At 63.6% G+C, this 17,559-nt stretch carries 13 protein-coding genes; 4 read left to right on the top strand and 9 right to left on the bottom strand.

Annotated elements, in window-relative coordinates; translation table 11 throughout:
* Positions 1–26: 26 nt before the first annotated feature.
* Together AC25ND_RS02165 and AC25ND_RS02160 are read right to left on the bottom strand one after the other, a co-directional pair.
* Positions 27–602, bottom strand: coding sequence for an ANTAR domain-containing response regulator (locus tag AC25ND_RS02165; RefSeq protein WP_062359624.1), 576 nt, complete (start codon positions 600–602; stop codon positions 27–29).
* Positions 603–612: 10 nt separating this feature from the next.
* A complete protein-coding gene (locus AC25ND_RS02160; protein ID WP_088852825.1) occupies positions 613–1,887 on the bottom strand; it encodes a CmpA/NrtA family ABC transporter substrate-binding protein in 1,275 nt (424 codons plus the stop codon).
* A gap of 66 nt (positions 1,888–1,953) precedes the next feature.
* Here AC25ND_RS02160 and AC25ND_RS02155 point away from each other — a divergent pair, with 66 nt between their 5' ends.
* Positions 1,954–2,976 (top strand): quinone-dependent dihydroorotate dehydrogenase, encoded by a 1,023-nt coding sequence (locus AC25ND_RS02155; protein ID WP_186597688.1) that lies wholly within the window; start codon positions 1,954–1,956, stop codon positions 2,974–2,976.
* A 128-nt stretch (positions 2,977–3,104) separates the two neighbouring features.
* Here the strand turns inward: AC25ND_RS02155 and rmf are convergent, their stop codons facing one another.
* Positions 3,105–3,320: a ribosome modulation factor gene (gene rmf, locus AC25ND_RS02150; protein WP_003248687.1), complete on the bottom strand. Its 216-nt coding sequence runs from the start codon at positions 3,318–3,320 to the stop codon at positions 3,105–3,107.
* 550 nt (positions 3,321–3,870) lie between these two features.
* Here rmf and rlmKL point away from each other — a divergent pair.
* Both rlmKL and AC25ND_RS02140 read left to right on the top strand, forming a co-directional pair.
* Positions 3,871–6,069: a bifunctional 23S rRNA (guanine(2069)-N(7))-methyltransferase RlmK/23S rRNA (guanine(2445)-N(2))-methyltransferase RlmL gene (gene rlmKL / locus AC25ND_RS02145; protein WP_186597686.1), complete on the top strand. Its 2,199-nt coding sequence runs from the start codon at positions 3,871–3,873 to the stop codon at positions 6,067–6,069.
* Between the two features lie 95 nt (positions 6,070–6,164).
* The gene (locus AC25ND_RS02140) at positions 6,165–8,561 is read left to right on the top strand and encodes a sensor domain-containing diguanylate cyclase (RefSeq protein WP_028692948.1); all 2,397 of its coding nucleotides are present in this window, start codon (positions 6,165–6,167) and stop codon (positions 8,559–8,561) included.
* 313 nt (positions 8,562–8,874) lie between these two features.
* Here AC25ND_RS02140 and dacB read toward each other — a convergent pair whose 3' ends face one another.
* Positions 8,875–10,338 (bottom strand): D-alanyl-D-alanine carboxypeptidase/D-alanyl-D-alanine endopeptidase, encoded by a 1,464-nt coding sequence (gene dacB / locus AC25ND_RS02135; protein WP_062359614.1) that lies wholly within the window; start codon positions 10,336–10,338, stop codon positions 8,875–8,877.
* 186 nt (positions 10,339–10,524) lie between these two features.
* Between dacB and AC25ND_RS02130 the strand changes: the two genes are divergently transcribed.
* Positions 10,525–10,869 carry a YggL family protein gene (locus tag AC25ND_RS02130; protein ID WP_028692777.1) on the top strand — a complete coding sequence of 115 codons (345 nt, stop codon included), beginning with the start codon at positions 10,525–10,527 and terminating at the stop codon, positions 10,867–10,869.
* Between the two features lie 30 nt (positions 10,870–10,899).
* Here AC25ND_RS02130 and AC25ND_RS02125 read toward each other — a convergent pair whose 3' ends face one another.
* The 5 genes from AC25ND_RS02125 to AC25ND_RS02105 all read right to left on the bottom strand — a co-directional run bounded on the left by AC25ND_RS02125 (position 10,900) and on the right by AC25ND_RS02105 (position 17,552).
* Entirely contained in the window at positions 10,900–14,532 is a 3,633-nt protein-coding gene (locus AC25ND_RS02125; protein ID WP_028692776.1) for an ATP-binding protein, read from the bottom strand.
* 7 nt (positions 14,533–14,539) lie between these two features.
* A complete protein-coding gene (locus AC25ND_RS02120; RefSeq protein ID WP_028692775.1) occupies positions 14,540–15,160 on the bottom strand; it encodes a response regulator transcription factor in 621 nt (206 codons plus the stop codon).
* Positions 15,161–15,441: 281 nt separating this feature from the next.
* Positions 15,442–16,773: a deoxyguanosinetriphosphate triphosphohydrolase gene (locus tag AC25ND_RS02115; RefSeq protein ID WP_069016683.1), complete on the bottom strand. Its 1,332-nt coding sequence runs from the start codon at positions 16,771–16,773 to the stop codon at positions 15,442–15,444.
* 78 nt (positions 16,774–16,851) lie between these two features.
* Complete coding sequence (locus AC25ND_RS02110; RefSeq protein WP_028692773.1) at positions 16,852–17,181, bottom strand: hypothetical protein; 330 nt, start codon at positions 17,179–17,181, stop codon at positions 16,852–16,854.
* Positions 17,178–17,552 carry a phage holin family protein gene (locus tag AC25ND_RS02105; protein WP_028692772.1) on the bottom strand — a complete coding sequence of 125 codons (375 nt, stop codon included), beginning with the start codon at positions 17,550–17,552 and terminating at the stop codon, positions 17,178–17,180. The genes AC25ND_RS02110 and AC25ND_RS02105 overlap by 4 nt, the downstream gene beginning before the upstream one ends.
* Positions 17,553–17,559: the final 7 nt, after the last annotated feature.

The raw sequence follows: 17,559 nt of genomic DNA, 5'->3' as shown, positions 1-17,559 counted from the left end.
CAAGAGCCGGGCCAAGTCTGCTGGCGTCAGCCCAGTATCTCCGACATCGCGATGATCTGTTCCGCCACCTGGATCAGCTTCTGCTGACGGCTCATGGCCTGGCGGCGCATCAGGGTGTAGGCGTGTTCCTCGTTGCAGTCCTTCATTTTCATCAGCAAGCCCTTGGCCTGCTCGATGCGCTTGCGCTCGGCCAACTGCTGGTCGCGGGCCAGCAGTTGGGCCTTGAGCGCTTGATCGCTTTCGAAGCGGGCCATGGCCACGTCGAGGATTGGTTGCAGGCGCGTGGCCTGGATGCCCTCGACGATGTAGGCGCTGACCCCGGCCTGTATCGCCTGGCGCATCACGCCGGGGTCATGCTCGTCGGTGAACAGCACGATAGGGCGCGGGCGGTCGCGGCTGACCAGCACCACCTGCTCCATCACGTCACGGCCCGGTGACTCGGTATCGATCAGCACCACGTCCGGGTGCACTGTTTCGACACAGGCGGGCAGGTCGATGCTCAGGCTGCCGGCCTCGATGACTTCGAAGCCGGCCTCGATCAGGGCAGCCTTGAGGCGGCCGACCTTTTTTTCCGTGTCGTCGATCAGCAGGATGCGCAACATGCCCGTGTCCTCAGCGACGGACGCGGGCGTCGGGCGCCGCGTCCAGGGCGTGCAAGTGGAAGCTGCGCGCATAACCATGGGGGTCGCTGCCGTCCCAGCGGCTGCCGTCGATCAGCAGGCTGCTGCGCATGGGCGGGTCGGCGCAGGGTACGCCCAGCGCCGTGGCAGCCTCGCGGTACAGCGCCAACTGCTGCACCTGGCTGGCGACTGCCAGGTAGTCCGGGTCGTCACGCAGCAGGCCCCAGCGGCGGAACTGGGTCATGAACCACATGCCGTCGGACAGGTAAGGCAGGTTGGTCCGACCCTGGTCGAACAGGCGCAGGCCGTGAGGGTCGTGCCAGCGATGGCCCAGGCCGTCCTGGTAGTCGCCGAGCAGGCGCGGCTCGATGCTGCCGACCGGGGTGTTCAGGTAGGCGCTACCACTGAGCAGTTGCGCGGTACCACGACGGTTCTCCTGACTCTGCTCGATGAAGCGCGCGGCGGCGAGTACCGACTTGATCAGTGCCCGGGCGCTGTTGGGGTACTGTTCGACGAAGCCGTGGGCACTGGCCAGGACTTTTTCCGGATGATCGGGCCAGATCGACTGGCTGGTGGCCAGGGTGAAGCCCTGCCCCCTGGCGAGGGCATCCGCTGACCAGGGTTCGCCGACACAGAAGCCGTCGATGCGCCCGGCCTGCAGGTGGGCGGCCATCTGCGCCGGCGGCACTACCACGCTGGTGACGTCGTGCAGCGGGTGGATGCCCTGGCTGGCGAGCCAATAGTACAGCCAAAGGGCATGGGTGCCGGTGGGAAAGGTCTGGGCGAAGGTCAATCGCGCACCCTGCTGGTGCACGAGCCGCGCCAGTGCCTCGGGGCTGGTCACGCCTTTGCGTTGCAGTGCAGGGGAGAGGTTGATGGCCTGGGCGTTCTGGTTCAGGCCCATGAGCACGGCCAAAGGGCTGGCAGGTACGCCGCCGATGCCCAGGTGTACTGCGTACACCAGGCCATAGAGGCAGTGGGCGGCGTCCAGCTCGCCACTGACCAGCCTGTCGCGCAGCCCGGCCCAGGAGGCTTGGCGGCGCAGGTTGAGGGTCAGGCCGAACTGCTGGGCGAAGCCCTGGGTGGCAGCGACCACCACCGAGGCGCAGTCGGTCAGGGCCATGAAGCCGATGTCCAGGCTGGGCTTTTCCGGCGCGTCGCTGCCGTTGACCCAGGCCAGGGGCGTTGTCGGGAGGGCTGTGTTCACGAAAATCCTCGGGCGATCGCGGATGGCTGCATGCAACAGACTTAGCAACCCATGTGCCATGGCCCTGTCGCCCCGGCGGCGCGCTGGCTATAATCGCCCCCTCACACACCGCGAGTCCGCCCGCCCATGTATACCCTGGCCCGCCAGCTGCTGTTCAAGCTCTCCCCGGAAACCTCCCACGACCTCTCGCTGGACCTGATCGGCGCCGGTGGCCGCCTTGGGCTCAACGGCCTGCTGTGCAAGCAGCCGGCGGCGTTGCCGGTAATGGTGATGGGCTTGAACTTCGCCAACCCGGTTGGCCTGGCCGCCGGCCTGGACAAGAACGGCGCGGCCATCGACGGCTTTGCCCAGCTGGGCTTCGGCTTCGTCGAGATCGGCACCGTGACGCCGCGTCCGCAGCCGGGCAACCCCAAGCCACGGCTGTTCCGCCTGCCGGAGGCCACCGCCATCATCAATCGCATGGGCTTCAACAACCTGGGCGTCGATAACCTGCTGGCGCGGGTACGTGCCGCGAAGTACACCGGTGTGCTGGGCATCAACATCGGCAAGAACTTCGACACCCCGGTCGAGCGGGCCCAGGACGACTACCTGATCTGCCTGGAGAAGGTCTACAACGACGCCAGCTACATCACCGTCAACGTCAGCTCGCCGAATACCCCGGGCCTGCGTTCATTGCAGTTCGGCGACTCGCTCAAGCAACTGCTCGATGCCTTGGCCGAGCGCCGTGAGAAACTGGCACAGGCGAACGGCAAGCGCGTACCGCTGGCGATCAAGATCGCGCCGGACATGAGTGACGAGGAGACCGCCCTGGTGGCTGCGGCGCTGGTCGAATCGGGGATGGATGCGGTAATCGCCACCAATACCACCCTGGGGCGCGAGGGTGTCGAAGGCCTGCCGTATGGCGGCGAGGCCGGCGGCTTGTCGGGTGCGCCGGTGCTGGAGAAGAGTACCCACACGGTGAAGGTGCTCGCTGGTGAGCTGGGCGGCAAGCTGCCGATTATCGCTGCGGGCGGGATCACCGAGGGGCGCCATGCGGCTGAGAAGATTGCCGCAGGGGCGAGCCTGGTGCAGATCTATTCGGGCTTCATCTATAAAGGCCCGGCGCTGATCCGCGAAGCGGTGGATGCCATCGCCGCGATGCCAAGGTAGTTTCGAGGGACATTTCGCGCATTGATGCAGGACAAGGGCATAAAAAAGGGCCCCTTCAAAGGGGCCCCTGGGCCGCAGCCCGCCGCCCGGATAGGGCGCGCATGGTGACTCGAATTCAGCGTCCTCGTTCAGCCAACGGCGTGATTTTCGTTGAGTCTATGAATGCCAGCGGTGCCGGTCATGCCATCCCAGTTGTCGCCGCGACCTTCGCGCCAGCCGTTGATCCAGGCTTGGCGTACAGAGGGTAGATTGAAGGGGCAAAGTTCGCGGGATTTGCCGGTGACCCCATACTGGTAGCCACGTGAATATGCTCTTTCCAACGGATCACGCTTAAGTCTTCTCATAGGGTGTTGCCCTCACTTGTTGACTGTAATGTCCCGTCGGCCTCTCCGAGGCCGGGCAGAATCGTTCTGCCGGTGTGCGCCCGCTGCCGGCGTCGCGGGCTGGAAGTGCCGCCCCGTTGCGGTGCGGCCTGAGATCAGTTCTAACGAATGCGAGTCACAGTGTGAATGATCGATTTGTCATAAGGACGTAACCTTTCCGAGGGTGAGGGGATAAGTAAATAAATGCGACTCAACCTTGTTTGCCGTTGAGCCCGCTATGATCAGGGTTTAGTCAACCTTGACGTCAATTGGCCAGCGTTGCTGGATGATCACAGTAATATTTGGTAATGCGACGAAGGGTCACATCTGAGCCCCACGTCCACGCAATTTTCATACTGCCCGACGATCAAAGCTTCTTGCGCCACCCGGCAAAGGAGTGATCGACCGGGCGGCCAGGCTTGGCGAGCGTTTCGCCGGGCCACCCGGACGCCTGCTGGAAAGGCGTCCGGGCAAACAGCGGCAGCCGATGCGTCGGCTTGCCATTTACCTAGCCAAAGGCTCTGGATTGCACATGTCGGACCGTTTCGAACTTTACCTTACCTGCCCCAAGGGTCTTGAAGGCCTGCTCGCCGAGGAGGCCCGCCAACTGGGGTTGAACGAGGTGCGTGAGCACACCTCGGCCATTCGCGGCGATGCCGACATGGAAACCGCCTACCGCCTATGCCTCTGGTCGCGCCTGGCCAACCGCGTGTTGCTTGTGCTCAAGCGCTTCTCGATGAAAAACGCCGACGACCTGTACGACGGCGTACACGCCGTCGACTGGGCCGACCATCTGGCGGCCGATGGCACCTTGGCGGTGGAATTCAGCGGCCATGGCTCGGGCATCGACAACACCCATTTCGGCGCCCTCAAGGTCAAGGATGCGATCGTCGACAAGCTGCGCAACCGCGAAGGCCTGCGCCCGTCGGTAGAGAAGGTCGACCCGGATGTGCGCGTACACCTGCGCCTGGACCGCGGCGAGGCGATTCTGTCCCTCGACCTGTCCGGCCACAGCCTGCATCAGCGTGGCTATCGTCTGCAGCAGGGCGCTGCGCCCCTGAAGGAAAACCTGGCGGCGGCGGTGCTGATCCGCGCCGGCTGGCCACGCATCGCGGCCGAGGGCGGCGCCTTGGCCGACCCGATGTGCGGCGTGGGCACCTTCCTGGTCGAGGCGGCAATGATCGCCGCCGATATCGCCCCCAACCTCAAGCGCGAGCGCTGGGGGTTCAGCGCCTGGCTCGGCCATGTGCCGGCGCTGTGGCGCAAGGTACACGATGAGGCCCAGGCCCGTGCCCAAGCCGGCCTGGCCAAGCCAGCGCTGTGGATCCGCGGCTATGAGGCCGACCCGCGACTGATCCAGCCCGGGCGCAACAACGTCGAGCGCGCGGGCCTCGGCGACTGGGTGAAAATCTACCAGGGCGAGGTGGCCAGCTTCGAACCGCGTCCGGACCAGAACCAGAAAGGCCTGGTGATCAGCAACCCGCCGTACGGCGAGCGCCTGGGCGACGAAGCCAGCCTGCTGTACCTCTATCAGAACCTCGGCGAGCGCCTGCGCCAGGCCTGCATGGGCTGGGAGGCGGCGGTGTTCACCGGTGCGCCGGAGCTGGGCAAGCGCATGGGTATCCGCAGCCACAAGCAGTATGCCTTCTGGAACGGCGCGTTGCCGTGCAAGCTGTTGCTGTTCAAGGTCCAGCCCGACCAGTTCGTCACCGGTGATCGTCGTTCGGTCCAGGCCGAGGCGACTGAGGGCGAGCCTCGTCGTCAGGCCCCGGTGGCCAGTGAGCCGGCGCGCCTGTCGGAAGGCGCGCAGATGTTCGCCAACCGCCTGCAGAAGAACTTCAAGCAACTGGGCAAATGGGCTCGCCGCGAGAAGGTCGATTGCTACCGTGTATACGACGCTGACATGCCCGAGTATGCCCTGGCGGTCGATCTGTATCACGACTGGGTGCACGTGCAAGAGTATGCGGCGCCGCGTTCGATCGATCCGGACAAGGCCCAGGCACGTCTGCTCGATGCGCTGAGCGCGATTCCCCAGGCCCTCGGTGTCGATCCGCAGCGCGTGGTGCTCAAGCGCCGGGAACGCCAGACCGGCACCCGCCAATATGAGCGCCAGGCCACCGAAGGACGCTTCCAGGAGGTCAATGAGGGCGGCGTCAAGCTGTTGGTCAACCTCACCGACTACCTGGACACCGGGCTGTTCCTCGATCACCGCCCGATGCGCATGCGCATCCAGCGCGAGGCGGCGGGCAAGCGCTTCCTCAACCTGTTCTGCTACACCGCCACGGCCACCGTGCATGCAGCCAAGGGCGGCGCGCGCAGCACCACCAGCGTGGACCTGTCGAAGACCTACCTGGACTGGGCACGGCGCAACCTGTCGCTCAACGGTTTCTCCGAGCGCAACCGCCTGGAGCAGGGTGATGTCATGGCCTGGCTGGAGAATGCCCAGGACAGCTACGACCTGATTTTCATCGACCCGCCGACCTTCTCCAATTCCAAGCGCATGGAAGGGGTGTTCGACGTGCAGCGCGACCATGTGCAGCTGCTCGACCTGGCCATGGCGCGCCTGGCCTCGGGCGGTGTGCTGTACTTCTCCAACAACTTCCGCAAGTTCCAGCTCGACGAGCACCTGGCGACGCGGTACGTGGTGGAAGAGATCAGCGCCCAGACCCTGGACCCGGACTTCGCCCGAAACAACCGTATCCACCGCGCCTGGCAGCTGCGTCTGCGCTGAACCGACGAGGTACGTGGCACGCCTGCTGGCCAGTGGCTATAAATCAGGACAGGGCGGGACAATACGCAGGACGCTGACCTTGGTTGGAGTCCTCTATGTCGAACCCGGGCGTACCTGTGAAGCGGCTTGGCCTGGTCGGCGACGAGTTGTCGGCCTGGGGCGTGGCCCTGGCGGCGCTGGTCGCCGGGGCGTTGCTCACGGCGGCTCTGGCAATCGCCACCCAGACCTTCTACCAGCAGCAACTGCGCCAGCGCTTCGAGCTGCTGGCCAGCGAGCGCTACAGCCGTATCGCCGAGCGTTTCGAGGAACAGGCGCAGCGCCTGGATGGCCTGCGCCGGTTCTTCACCTATTCCACTGACATCACCCCCCGCGAGTTCGATGGCTACGCACGTCCTTTGCTGCATCGCACCCAAGCCTACTCCTGGGCACCGCGGGTAGAGGCGGCGCAGCGCGAGGACTTCGAGCGGCGCGCGAGTGCCTCGCTCGGCCAGCCTTACCAGATACGCGACCTGGACGACCACGGTGCTTGGCAGGCAGCGCCTGCGCGCGATCATTACTATCCGGTCCTGTACACCCAGGCGGCGAGCCGCCAGGCCCAGCCCTATGGTTTCGACCTGGGTGGACAGGTCCTGCGCGCCGCGACCCTGGCCCGGGCCGCGAGCCCCGGCAGCATGGCCGTGTCGGCGCCGCTGGACATGATCAATGTCCAGCCGGACTATACTCGTGGCCTGTTGATTGTCGCCCCGGTGTTCACTGACGGGGCGCCCAGGGATGAGCCTCCCCGGGGTTATGTCATGGCCTTGCTGAGTCTGCATCAGCTGATCGCCGAGAGCCTGCCGACGGTGGCCGACGACAACCTGGTGGTGCGCATTGTCGACCTGTCCACGGAGGGTGGGCACGAGTTGCTTTTTGATTCGGGGATGGCGCCAGTGCGCATGGGCTTTACCAGCAGTCACCTGCTGCATCTTGCCGATCACCACTACCAACTCGATATTCACCCCAGCCAGGGTTTTCTCGCCGCCAACCGCTCATCGGCGGTGCCGGTGGTGGCGTTGCTCGGCGGTCTGCTCAGTGTGTTGCTGGCGCTACTGCTGTACAGCCTGTTCAGTCAGCGCCAGCGCGCCCTGGGCCTGGTGGCTCGGCGCACCGCCGAGCTGCGCATCAGCGAGCAGTCATTGCGCGAAACCCACAACCAGTTGCGTAGCGTGCTCGATGCCGCGACTCAGGTGGCGATCATCGCCACCAGCCTGCGCGGAGTGATCGGTACGTTCAATGCGGGCGCCGAGCGCATGCTGGGCTATTCGGCCGGCGAAGCGCTGGGCCAATTGCGGCTGGAAGATCTGGTCTTGCCCGAAGAGTTGCACCAGCGGGCCCATGCCTTGAGCGTGCGCTTTGGTCGCGAGGTTGGCGCGGGTCAGGCGATGTTCGCCGAGACCGTGCAGGAGGGCGGCGCGGAGCCAGCGGACTGGACGCTGGTGCGCAAGGATGGCAGCCACCTGCTGGCCAATATGCTGGTAACGGCGGTGCTGGACGAGCAGGGGTTGTGGGTGGGCTACCTGGCGATCTGCATCGATGTCACCGAGCGGCGCCGGGTGCACGAGGCCTTGGCGGCCCGCGACCGGCTGCTGGAAAAGCTCAGTGCCGAGGTGCCTGGTGGGATCTACCAGTATCGCCTGAACGCCGATGGACATTCCTGTTTCCCCTACGCCAGCCAGGGCCTGCACGACATCTACGAGGTGGACCTGGCGTTGCTGCGCCAGGACGCCGCGGCGGTGTTCGAGCGCATCCATCCGGACGACCTGGAGCGAGTGCGGCGCTCGGTGCGTTACTCCGCCGAGTACCTGACGCCGTGGCGTGAAGAGTACCGGGTGTGCCTGCCACGGGCGGGGTTGCGTTGGGTGCGGGGGGAGGCAACGCCGGAGATCGGTGAGCACGGCAGCACGCTCTGGCATGGGTACCTGACCGATATCTCGGACCTCAAGCGGGTGGAGGAGGAGCTGCGGGCGTTGTCGGTGACCGATGCGCTGACTGGGATCTACAACCGGCGCTACTTCCAGGAGCGGCTGCGTAATGAACTGGATCGAGCGCAACGGGATGGGTTGGACCTGGCGGTGATCATGCTGGATATCGATCACTTCAAGCGAATCAACGATCAGTACGGGCATGCGGTGGGGGATCATGTGCTGCGCAGCCTGTGCCAACGGATCGGGCAGCGGTTGCGGCGCACTGATGTGTTTTGTCGGTTGGGGGGGGAGGAGTTCATGGTGTTGTGTCCGGGGAGCAATGCCGAGCAGGCGCGGATGTTGGCACAGGAATTGTGGCAGGGGGTGCGGAGTGTGCCGGTGGAGGGGGTGGGGCGGGTGACGGCGAGCTTTGGTGTGGCGGGGTGGCGGGTTGGGGAGGGGGCGGATGCGTTGTTGTTGCGGGCGGATGCTGGGGTTTATGTGGCCAAGCAGGGGGGGAGGGATCGGGTTGAGGGGGAGTTGTCTTGAGTTAAGCTTGGTCTGTTGTTTGATTGTTTGTGTTGAAGGTTTTATGCGCATTCATTTTTGATGTCGACGCTTAGTCACCTTTGCGCCCTTACGGCCAGCCCTTTCAAGGTCTTGCGATTTTTGAGATATGACGTTTTCAGCTCAATATTGCCGGGGTCGCAAAGCGACCCCGGCAATTCCAAGTCGAACGCTAATTTTCAACACCTTGAAAGGGCTGGCCGTAAGGGCGAGAAGGTGACTATGCGTCACCATCGCCAATGAATGAGCTTACAACCCTCAAAACCACCACCCTGAAAGCCCAAGCCCACTCAAATCAAGGCATCACCCCAACAGTCCCATTCCCCGCCTTCGGCTGCCGGTAAAGATCCAGCAACACCTGGTCCAGCACCTGGGAAGCCCCCCAAGGCTTGGGATCATTGAGAATGGCCGCCACCGCCCAGGTGTGCCCGTTACTGTCCCGGCTGAACCCGGCAATCGCCCGCACGGTATTCAGGGTCCCGGTCTTGATGTGCCCTTCACCGGTCACGGCCGTGCGCTTGAGCCGCTTGCGCATGGTGCCGTCCATCCCTACCAGCGGCATCGAGCTGATGAACTCCGCCGCGTAAGGACTCTTCCAGGCCGCTTGCAACAGTGCCGCCATCTCTCGGGTGCTGACCCGCTCGGCACGGGACAGGCCCGAGCCGTTCTCCATCACCAGGTGCGGCGAAGTGATGCCTTTCTTGGCCATCCACTGTCGCACCACACGCTGGGCGGCACGGGCGTCGTCGCCGTCAGCGTCGGTGCGGAACTGCGCGCCAAGGCTCAGGAAAAGCTGCTGGGCCATGGTGTTGTTGCTGTACTTGTTGATATCGCGGATGACTTCGACCAAGTCTGGCGAGAAAGCGCGGGCCAACAGGCGAGCGCTCTTGGGCACGTTCTCGATGCGGTCACGGCCCTGGATGCTGCCGCCCAGCTCGTTCCAGATCGCCCGCACGGCGCCGGCCGCGTAGGTCGGGTGGTCCAGCAGTGACAGATAGGTCTGCGAGTTGCAGCCATCGGCGAGCTGGCCACTGATCGTCACGCTGACACCGTCCGGCTGGACTACCGGGTTGTAGCGCACATCGCCGGTGCACTGCTTGCCGGCCACGGCCTTGACCTGGTTGTCGATGCGGATGCTGGCGATCGGCGGCTCGACCGAGACATTGACCTTGCCACCGTCGTTGCGGGCGACGAAGCGCAGGGCTTTGAGGTTGACCAGCAAAGAGTCCGGCTTGACCAGGAACGGCTTGTTCTCGTCGCCGCCGTCGTCATCGAACTGCGGCAGGTTGGGCTGCACGAAGTGGCTACGGTCAAGGACCAGGTCGCCGGTCACGGTGCGCACACCGTTGGCGCGCAGATCGCGCATCAGCAGCCAGAGCTTCTCCATGTTCAGCTTGGGGTCGCCGCCACCCTTGAGGTACAGGTTGCCGTTGAGCACGCCATTGCTCAGGGTACCGTCTGTATAGAACTCGGTCTTCCATTGGAAGGTCGGCCCCAGCAGTTCCAGCGCGGCGTAGGTGGTGACCAGTTTCATGGTCGAGGCCGGGTTGACCGACACGTCGGCGTTGAACACGGTTGCCGTGCCCGGGCCATCCAGTGGCAGCATGACCAGGGACAGGGCAGAGTCCTGTAGCTTGTTGGTCTTGAGCGCCTGCTGCACCTTGGGTGGCAGGCTGGTGTTGACGGTGGCGGCCTGCACGGACAGCGAAAGGGGCAGGAACAGGCTGGCGAGCAGCAGTGGGCGGAGCGTCTTGATCATAAATGGACAAACCCTGCAGGCGAGGGGAAAAGACAACGGGGCTGTAGGAAGTGATGGCCCCAGGACAAAATGTAGTGCGCATTATGCCCCAAGCAGAACGTGCATGGGCTTCATTCGACGGAAAAGCGCCGTTAGGCGCCGGAAACTGGTAAAGTGCCGCGCGTAATTAATTGAGAGGATTGTTTCATGGCTACCAACCGTTCCCGTCGCCTGCGCAAGAAACTGTGCGTGGACGAATTCCAGGAGCTGGGTTTCGAACTGAACCTGGACTTCAAGGAAGACCTGTCCGATGAAGCCATTGATGCCTTCCTCGACGCTTTCCTGGCTGAAGCCATGGATGCCAACGGCCTGGACTACGTCGGCGGTGACGACTTCGGCCTGGTCTGCAAGGCTACCCGCGGTTCGGTCAGCGAAGAACAGCGCGCCGCTGTCGAAGCCTGGCTGAAAGGCCGCAGCGAACTGACCAAGATCGAAGTCAGCCCGCTGCTGGACGCCTGGTACCCGGAAAAACCGGTCAATCCGGCTTCCTGATCAATAAGGGCGGTACGGCCTGTACCACCCTTATTTGGCTTCGGCCAGGCGCTCCCGCTGCCTGGCCAGGGCCTTCTCCACGCGGCGCATGTGCCGCGCCAGCACCTGGCGACGCCTTTTCAGTTCTGCCTGTGACAAGTTCGTCTCCTCCAGCGCTTCACACGCTTCGATCAATGCCTGCGCATCCAGCATTCGCCCCGCGCTGAGGATCTTGTGTGCCTGTAGCGACAGCTCGGCACCTTCACGTTGCGGATCTATGGCCATCAGAATTTTCAGGTCCTGGCGCAGGCTCAGAAGCAAAGTGTCGAGAATGCGGTCGCGATCGGCGAGGTTGTCGCCGACGATCACGGACAGGCCTTCAAGGTCGAAGCGTGGGGGCGGGGCAGACTTGCCGTGGTCCTGTCGGGGGATCCGTGCAATGCCCTTCAGGCGTTGCCCCAGCACTTGCAGGCCGATGGGCTTGAGCAGGCAGTCGTCCATGCCGGCGTCGAGACACTGCTGACGCACCTCGGGCTGGGCATTGGCGGTGTAGCCCAGGATGGTACAGCGTGGCCGATCCTGCAGGCGCTCTTCCATGCGCACAGCTCTGGCCAGCTGGTAGCCATTCATCTGCGGCATGTTGCAATCGACGATGAGTACATCGAAGCAGCCCTCGCGCCATTTGCGCAACCCTTCGCATCCCTCTTCGGCACTTTCCTGGCTCAACCCCAGGTAGTTCAGTTGCTGGGCCATCAACAGCAGGTTGGCCGGGTGGTCGTCTACCACCAGGATGTTCAACTGCTGCTCGGGTTGCAGGATGTCCGTGGCGAGTCGCGGCAGGACCGCTACTGATTCGACACATTGCAAGGGCATCACCAAGCGCACGCGGGTACCGACACCCTGCAGGCTCTGCAGGGTGAGCTCGCCGCCCATCATCGCGCACAGATCGCGGCTGATGACCAGCCCGAGCCCGGTGCCGGCTCGGGCACCGACGCTATGGGGGTTGGCTTGCACGAAGGGAGAGAACAGGCGCGGCAGGTCTTGCTCGTGGATCCCGATACCGCTGTCACGGACTTCGAGGTCGAGCGTCGGCAAGTCTTGCTCGCAGTCGTTGCGCACCCTGGCGGTGATGCGCACCTGTCCTTGTTCGGTGAACTTGATCGCATTGCTCACCAGGTTCGACAGCACCTGCTTGAAACGCAGCGGGTCAAGCATCGCATGGCAGCGTGCCTCGCTGGCGATCACGATGTCCAGTACCAGGCCCTTGTGTCGGGCCAGGCCATCGAACACACGTCCTACCGACTCGATCAGGGCCGCGAGGTCTACAGGTTCGGGGGCCAGGGACATTTGTCCTGACTCGATACGGGCGATGTCCAGGATGTCGCCGATCAGCCCCAGCAGGTCACTGGCCGAATGATGGGCGACCTCCAGCGCCGGGCGGTCCAGCTTGCCCTGATCGGCATGTCTAAGGGCCAGCTCAAGCATGCCGATGAGTGCGTTCATCGGAGTACGGATCTCATGGCTGATGGTGGCCAGGAAAGTGCTCTTGGCTCGGTTGGCATCATCGGCCTGCTGCTTGGCCAGGCGCAGGTCCTGGACCAGGTTGCGGCGTTCGCTGATGTCGATCCAGCCACCGATGATGCCTTGCATTTCGCCCAGCGAATCGCGGTAGGGCAGGATCCAGTGATAGATCGTCAGGTCGCGGTCCTTCAGGCGCAGCGGGCGGTCGAGAATCAACGGCTTACCCTGCGCCATTACCCGCTGGTAGTCGTCCTGGACTTGGAGTGTGTAGTCGCAGTCGCTGTAGGGCGCATCCTCCAGGCGTTTGCCCAGAACCTGCTCGAGGTCGGCGCCGACCGCCTGCAGGTAGCTGTCGTTGCAGCTTTGCAGGCGTCCTTCACGATCGCGTACATACATCGGATGAGGCGTGCCGTTGAGCAACGCGCCCATGAACTCCAACTGGTCGTTCAGCGCCCGCTCGGCCCGCTGGCGCTGTTTGATCTGGCGGCGCAGCCGGGCATTCCATACCAGTGCGAGCACCAACAGGACGGCAATCACCCCCACCACCTGCAGGATTACCCGACGGTAGTTGCGCCAGTAGGCGTCGTCCTGCAGGCCGTGGTCCCGCCAGCGACTGTTGATCACGCCCAGTTCTTCCGGCGAAATGCTCAGCAATGCTTTGTCGAGTATTGCACCCAGTTCGCTGGCGTCAGCGGCGGTCGCCATGGAGAACGCCGCTGGCTCCGTGCCCACGGTGCTGCGGATGACCAGATCGTTGCTGGTAGCGAGCATGTGGTTGGCATCGATCAGGGTGGCGATCGCCGCATCCACCGCGCCGCTGCCGAGCAGCACCATGGAGTAGTAGGTGCTTTCGGTGGCGACCTGGTGGATGCCTGGGTGGCGTGTCGTCAGCAGGGTGGCCACCGTGCTGTCGCGAGGCACGGCGACACGCTTGCCCTTGAGTTGCTTCAGGCTGCTGGGTTGGTCGTTGCCGGTGTGGCTGACCAGCACGTAGGCGCTTTCCAGGTAGGGGCGGCTGACCTGCAGTGGATTGACCCGACGGGCATCGGTGGAGAGGCTGGCGATGATGTCGGCACGACCAGACTCAAGCTGGTCGATCATGTCGCCATCGCCACTCGCGCGACGAATCTCGAAGCGCAGGCCGGTACGCAGGCGGATCAGTTCGAGCAGGTCGGCGACAATGCCTCGCAGGCGGTCATTGTTGTCGAAGAATGTCAGGGGGGCTGCAGTATCGTTGACCACCACCCGCATGATCGGGTGCTCGCTCAGCCACTTTTCCTCGCGTACCGATAGCTGTAGCTTGCGGTCAGTCAGCAGGCTGCCGCTGCTGGCACTCCAGCGCTTGAAGATGTCGTTGCGGGTGGCGTTGGGCTGGGCGTCGAGCGCGGCGTCCACCAGGGACTGAAGGATGCGCGCGTCCTCGCGCATGGCAAAACTGAAGCCCACGGCTTCGTGCTTACCGAAGTTGGCCATGCGCAGGTGCGGCAGGTGGCCCTGACTGATCAGGTAATGAGTAGAGATGGTGTCACCGATGAACACGTCGGCCTGCTCGAAGGCCACGGCATTCAGTGCCTGTGTGGACGACTCGAAGGTAAGTAACTCGGCCTTTGGATAGTTGGCGCGGATCTCCCCGGGCGGCAGGTAGTGATACAGCATGCTCAGGCGCATGCCTGCGAGACCGGTGTCCAGCGCCCGGGTTTCATCCTCGCGGGTTACCAGCACCGGTTGGTCAATGGCGTAGGGGAGCGACAATGCAAGACCCTGGGTCACCGCCTCATAGCCGTTGGCGCTACCCAGCAGGTCGATATGGCCGCTTTTCAGTGCGGCGACCGCGGCCGGCCGGCTGGGAAAACGCTGCACCCGGACCGGCAGGCCCAAGGCGCTGCCGACCAGGCCGGCGTAGTCGGCGGTCAGTCCTTGGTACTCGCGCCCACCGGTTGCAATGTCGAATGGTGGGTAGTCGGGAGCCGAGGTACCCAGTACCAGTTCCTGGCGCTCTGCGAGCCATTCGCGCTGGGCGGGTGTCAGGGACGGCTGGACGGAAGCAGGCGCCGAGCGGCTGAGCAGGGTATAGGTCCGGCCCGTGTCGACGGTCACGCCGGCGCCTTGCAGTGGCGTACCCAGCCCGAGGCAGAGCAGCGATGTAACGATACACCTCCACATCATGACCTCAGACCAGCGCGTTGCGCTTGGCGACGTCGATCAACTCCACCAATGTGCTGGCGCGCAACTTGTGCATCAGGCGTTTCTTGTAGGTGCTGACAGTCTTGTTGCTGAGGAACATGCCCTTGGCGATCTCCTTGTTGCTGCGTCCCTGAGCAAATAGTTGCAAGACCATGAGTTCCCGGTCATTGACTTGGCGAAACAGCTCCAGCTCCTGGTTGCTACCTGTTGGAGGTGGATTGAGCGCCTGGCTGGGAAAATAGTTATATCCCGACAGTACGGCCTTGATGGCGCTGAGCAATTCACTGAGGTCTTCCTGTTTGCACACATACCCGGCAGCGCCGGAATGCATGCAGCGCACGGCGAACAGGGCCGGTGCTTGGGCGGTCAGTACCAGAACCTTCAGCGGAATGGCCATGGCCTGCAGGCGCGAAAGCATTTCCAGACCGTCCAGCTTGGGGATGCTGATGTCGAGGATAACCAGATCGGGCGGGGTTTCACGGATAATCTGCATGGCGTCCACGCCATTGTCCGATTCACCGACTACCTTGTATCCCTGGTTTTCCAGCAACATCCGTATTGCCAGGCGTATGACGGGATGGTCATCAACTATAAAGACTGAGTGCATATTCAACATTCCATGCTGCGCGTGAAGGCAGCCGGCACATTAGCTCAGTTGAATGTCGACGGGCAGGGAAGTGGTTGCCAAATCGGGGATATAGGAATTTACTTACAGCACTTACGAAGCATTGCTACGAGTGATGTGGATGTTGGTAGGGATTTATCAGGATTTGATCGTTTTTGTCGGTGTTGTTGGTGGACGTGTTTAATATCAAGCGATATTGCGTGGGAAATTTCACGCATATTAAACGTCGGTGGCAAACAGACGCCTGCCACCTCGTTCCGTCATTACTTCGGACTTGAGCGCCCGGTCATTTCCAGCGCCATTTCGCTGGCGTAGCTGTCGGTCATCCCGGCGATGAAGTCAATCATGCGCAGGAAGGCGCTGTGCAGTGAACCGTGAGGGTCGGGAGCGTTGTTGCCGATCAGGTCCAGAACCCGCCGGCTCTTGAAGGACGGAACGCGGCCGCCATGCTGTTCCAGCGCCGCGCCACAGAAGGTGTTGAGCAGGATCTCCAGGGTCGTGTACGCTCCGATCTCGTGAAGGGTCTTGCGTTTGTCCTGGAATATTTTCTTGCGTGCCATGTCCTTGGCCTGCAGCACGCAGCGTTGCGCCGGCCCGTGCATGTGCTCGACCAGGTCGCCCGTCAGCCGGCCAACGAGCAGGGCCTGCTGCTGTTCGACGAAGGCCTGGGCGGCGGCGTTGGTCAGGTGCTCGATGGCTTTGCCGCGCAGGATCGCCAACTTTCGCCTGCGCGATTCACCGGGCCCCAGCAGGCGATAGGTTTCCGGTAGATCGTCGCCCACCAGGTCCAGCAGCAGAGCCTCGACCTCTGCGTACTGCAGCAAGTCCATCTCCAGCCCGTCCTCGAGGTCGATCAGGGCGTAGCAGATGTCGTCCGCGGCCTCCATCAGATACACCAGCGGGTGACGGGCCCAGCGTTGGTGCTCTAGCTGCGGCAGGCCGAGCTTGCCGGCGATCTGCTCGAGCAGCCCCAGTTCGCTCTGGTAACAGCCGAACTTGTGCTTCTTATAGCCCAAGGCATCCGCGTGACGTGCCGCCCATGGGTACTTGAGGTAGGCGCCAAGGGTGGCGTAGGTAAGGCGCATGCCACCGTCAAACTGGTGGTATTCGAGCTGGGTGAGCACGCGAAAGCCCTGGGCGTTGCCTTCGAAGTTGAGAAAGTCGGCGCGCTGGTCGTCACTCATGTCGTCCAGCCAGCCACGCCCGGCCGCCTGCTGGAACCAGTGACGGATGGCGTCCTCGCCGGAGTGGCCGAACGGCGGGTTGCCGATGTCATGGGCCAGGCAGGCCGACTGCACGATCATTCCCAGATCGCTCGGCTCGCACCAGGCCGGCAGTTGCTCGCGCAGGGTCTCGCCGACGCGCATGCCTAGCGAGCGACCGACGCAGCTGACCTCCAGGGAGTGGGTCAGGCGTGTGTGGATGTGATCGTTGCTGGATACCGGGTGCACCTGGGTCTTGCGCCCCAGGCGACGGAACGCGCCAGAGAAGATGATGCGGTCGTGATCTTTGTGGAAGGGGCTGCGGCCAAGCTCCTCGGGGCTGTAAAGGGCTTTGCCCAGTCGTTCGCGGGTTAGCAGGGTGTGCCAGTCCAAGGCGTGTTCTCCCATCGTAGAGTCGGGATAGCTTCCTGCGTCCGGCGCGCCCGTGCAAGCGTCGGGCGCACCTTGGCTTCAGGGGCGGCGGCTGTTACCGAGGAACAGGCGGATCAGTGGAACCAGGCTGGTCCCCACCCGAATCAAGCGCGTCAGGTTGCCGCTGCGCACGCCCTTGCCGGTGAGAAAACCCAGGGCAACGACGGCGCCGATGCCCCACAGTGAGCCATGCTTGACCCCAAGGCCCTCGCCGAACGAGTTGCCCATCCCGCGCAGGCGGCGGACCGGTTCAAGCAACTGGCCGGACTCGTGGCGGATTTCCTGGCGGTGCATTTCCATGCGCAGGCGCAGCAGCGCCTTGCGTAGCTCGCGCGGGTTACGGGTATTGGGCAGTTCGGGCAGACTCATGGCAGCAGGCGCTCCCGATCTTTGGCCAACTCCTGGAGGGTGGCGTTGAACGGCGAGGACTCATCGAACACAGCGGCCTTAAGACGCAGGCCGCAGTATAGCGCGGCGACCCCGTAGAACACGCACAGGCCGATGATCCCGGCCAGGCGATAGCTGTCCCACAGCAGCACCAGCAGCAGGCCCGACAGCGCGGTCAGCAGCAGCAGGGCGAACACCAAGGCCAGGCCCGCGAACAACAGCAGGCTGAGGGTGCGGGCCTTTTGCTCCTGCAACTCGATGCCGAACAGCTCGATATGGCTGTGCAGCAGACCCAATATGGCCGCGCCCAGGCGCCGACCGGAGGCGCCCGTGCCGATGGCGTCGTTATCCATGCCGGCT

The organism is Pseudomonas sp. P110(2024) (assembly GCF_057480795.1).
Note: the sequence above shows the minus strand (reverse complement) of the source record. Positions and strands in the feature narration are given on the sequence as shown.

Excerpts from the sequence above, each read along its gene's own strand:
- AC25ND_RS02120 (WP_028692775.1), bottom strand. The coding sequence starts at position 15,160 with ATGCACTCAGTCTTTATAGTTGATGACCATCCCGTCATACGCCTGGCA.
- dacB (WP_062359614.1), bottom strand. The coding sequence starts at position 10,338 with ATGATCAAGACGCTCCGCCCACTGCTGCTCGCCAGCCTGTTCCTGCCC.
- AC25ND_RS02125 (WP_028692776.1), bottom strand. The coding sequence starts at position 14,532 with ATGTGGAGGTGTATCGTTACATCGCTGCTCTGCCTCGGGCTGGGTACG.
- rlmKL (WP_186597686.1), top strand. The coding sequence starts at position 3,871 with ATGTCGGACCGTTTCGAACTTTACCTTACCTGCCCCAAGGGTCTTGAA.
- AC25ND_RS02160 (WP_088852825.1), bottom strand. The coding sequence starts at position 1,887 with ATGGCACATGGGTTGCTAAGTCTGTTGCATGCAGCCATCCGCGATCGC.
- AC25ND_RS02130 (WP_028692777.1), top strand. The coding sequence starts at position 10,525 with ATGGCTACCAACCGTTCCCGTCGCCTGCGCAAGAAACTGTGCGTGGAC.
- AC25ND_RS02140 (WP_028692948.1), top strand. The coding sequence starts at position 6,165 with ATGTCGAACCCGGGCGTACCTGTGAAGCGGCTTGGCCTGGTCGGCGAC.
- rmf (WP_003248687.1), bottom strand. The coding sequence starts at position 3,320 with ATGAGAAGACTTAAGCGTGATCCGTTGGAAAGAGCATATTCACGTGGC.
- AC25ND_RS02110 (WP_028692773.1), bottom strand. The coding sequence starts at position 17,181 with ATGAGTCTGCCCGAACTGCCCAATACCCGTAACCCGCGCGAGCTACGC.
- AC25ND_RS02105 (WP_028692772.1), bottom strand. The coding sequence starts at position 17,552 with ATGGATAACGACGCCATCGGCACGGGCGCCTCCGGTCGGCGCCTGGGC.
- AC25ND_RS02155 (WP_186597688.1), top strand. The coding sequence starts at position 1,954 with ATGTATACCCTGGCCCGCCAGCTGCTGTTCAAGCTCTCCCCGGAAACC.
- AC25ND_RS02165 (WP_062359624.1), bottom strand. The coding sequence starts at position 602 with ATGTTGCGCATCCTGCTGATCGACGACACGGAAAAAAAGGTCGGCCGC.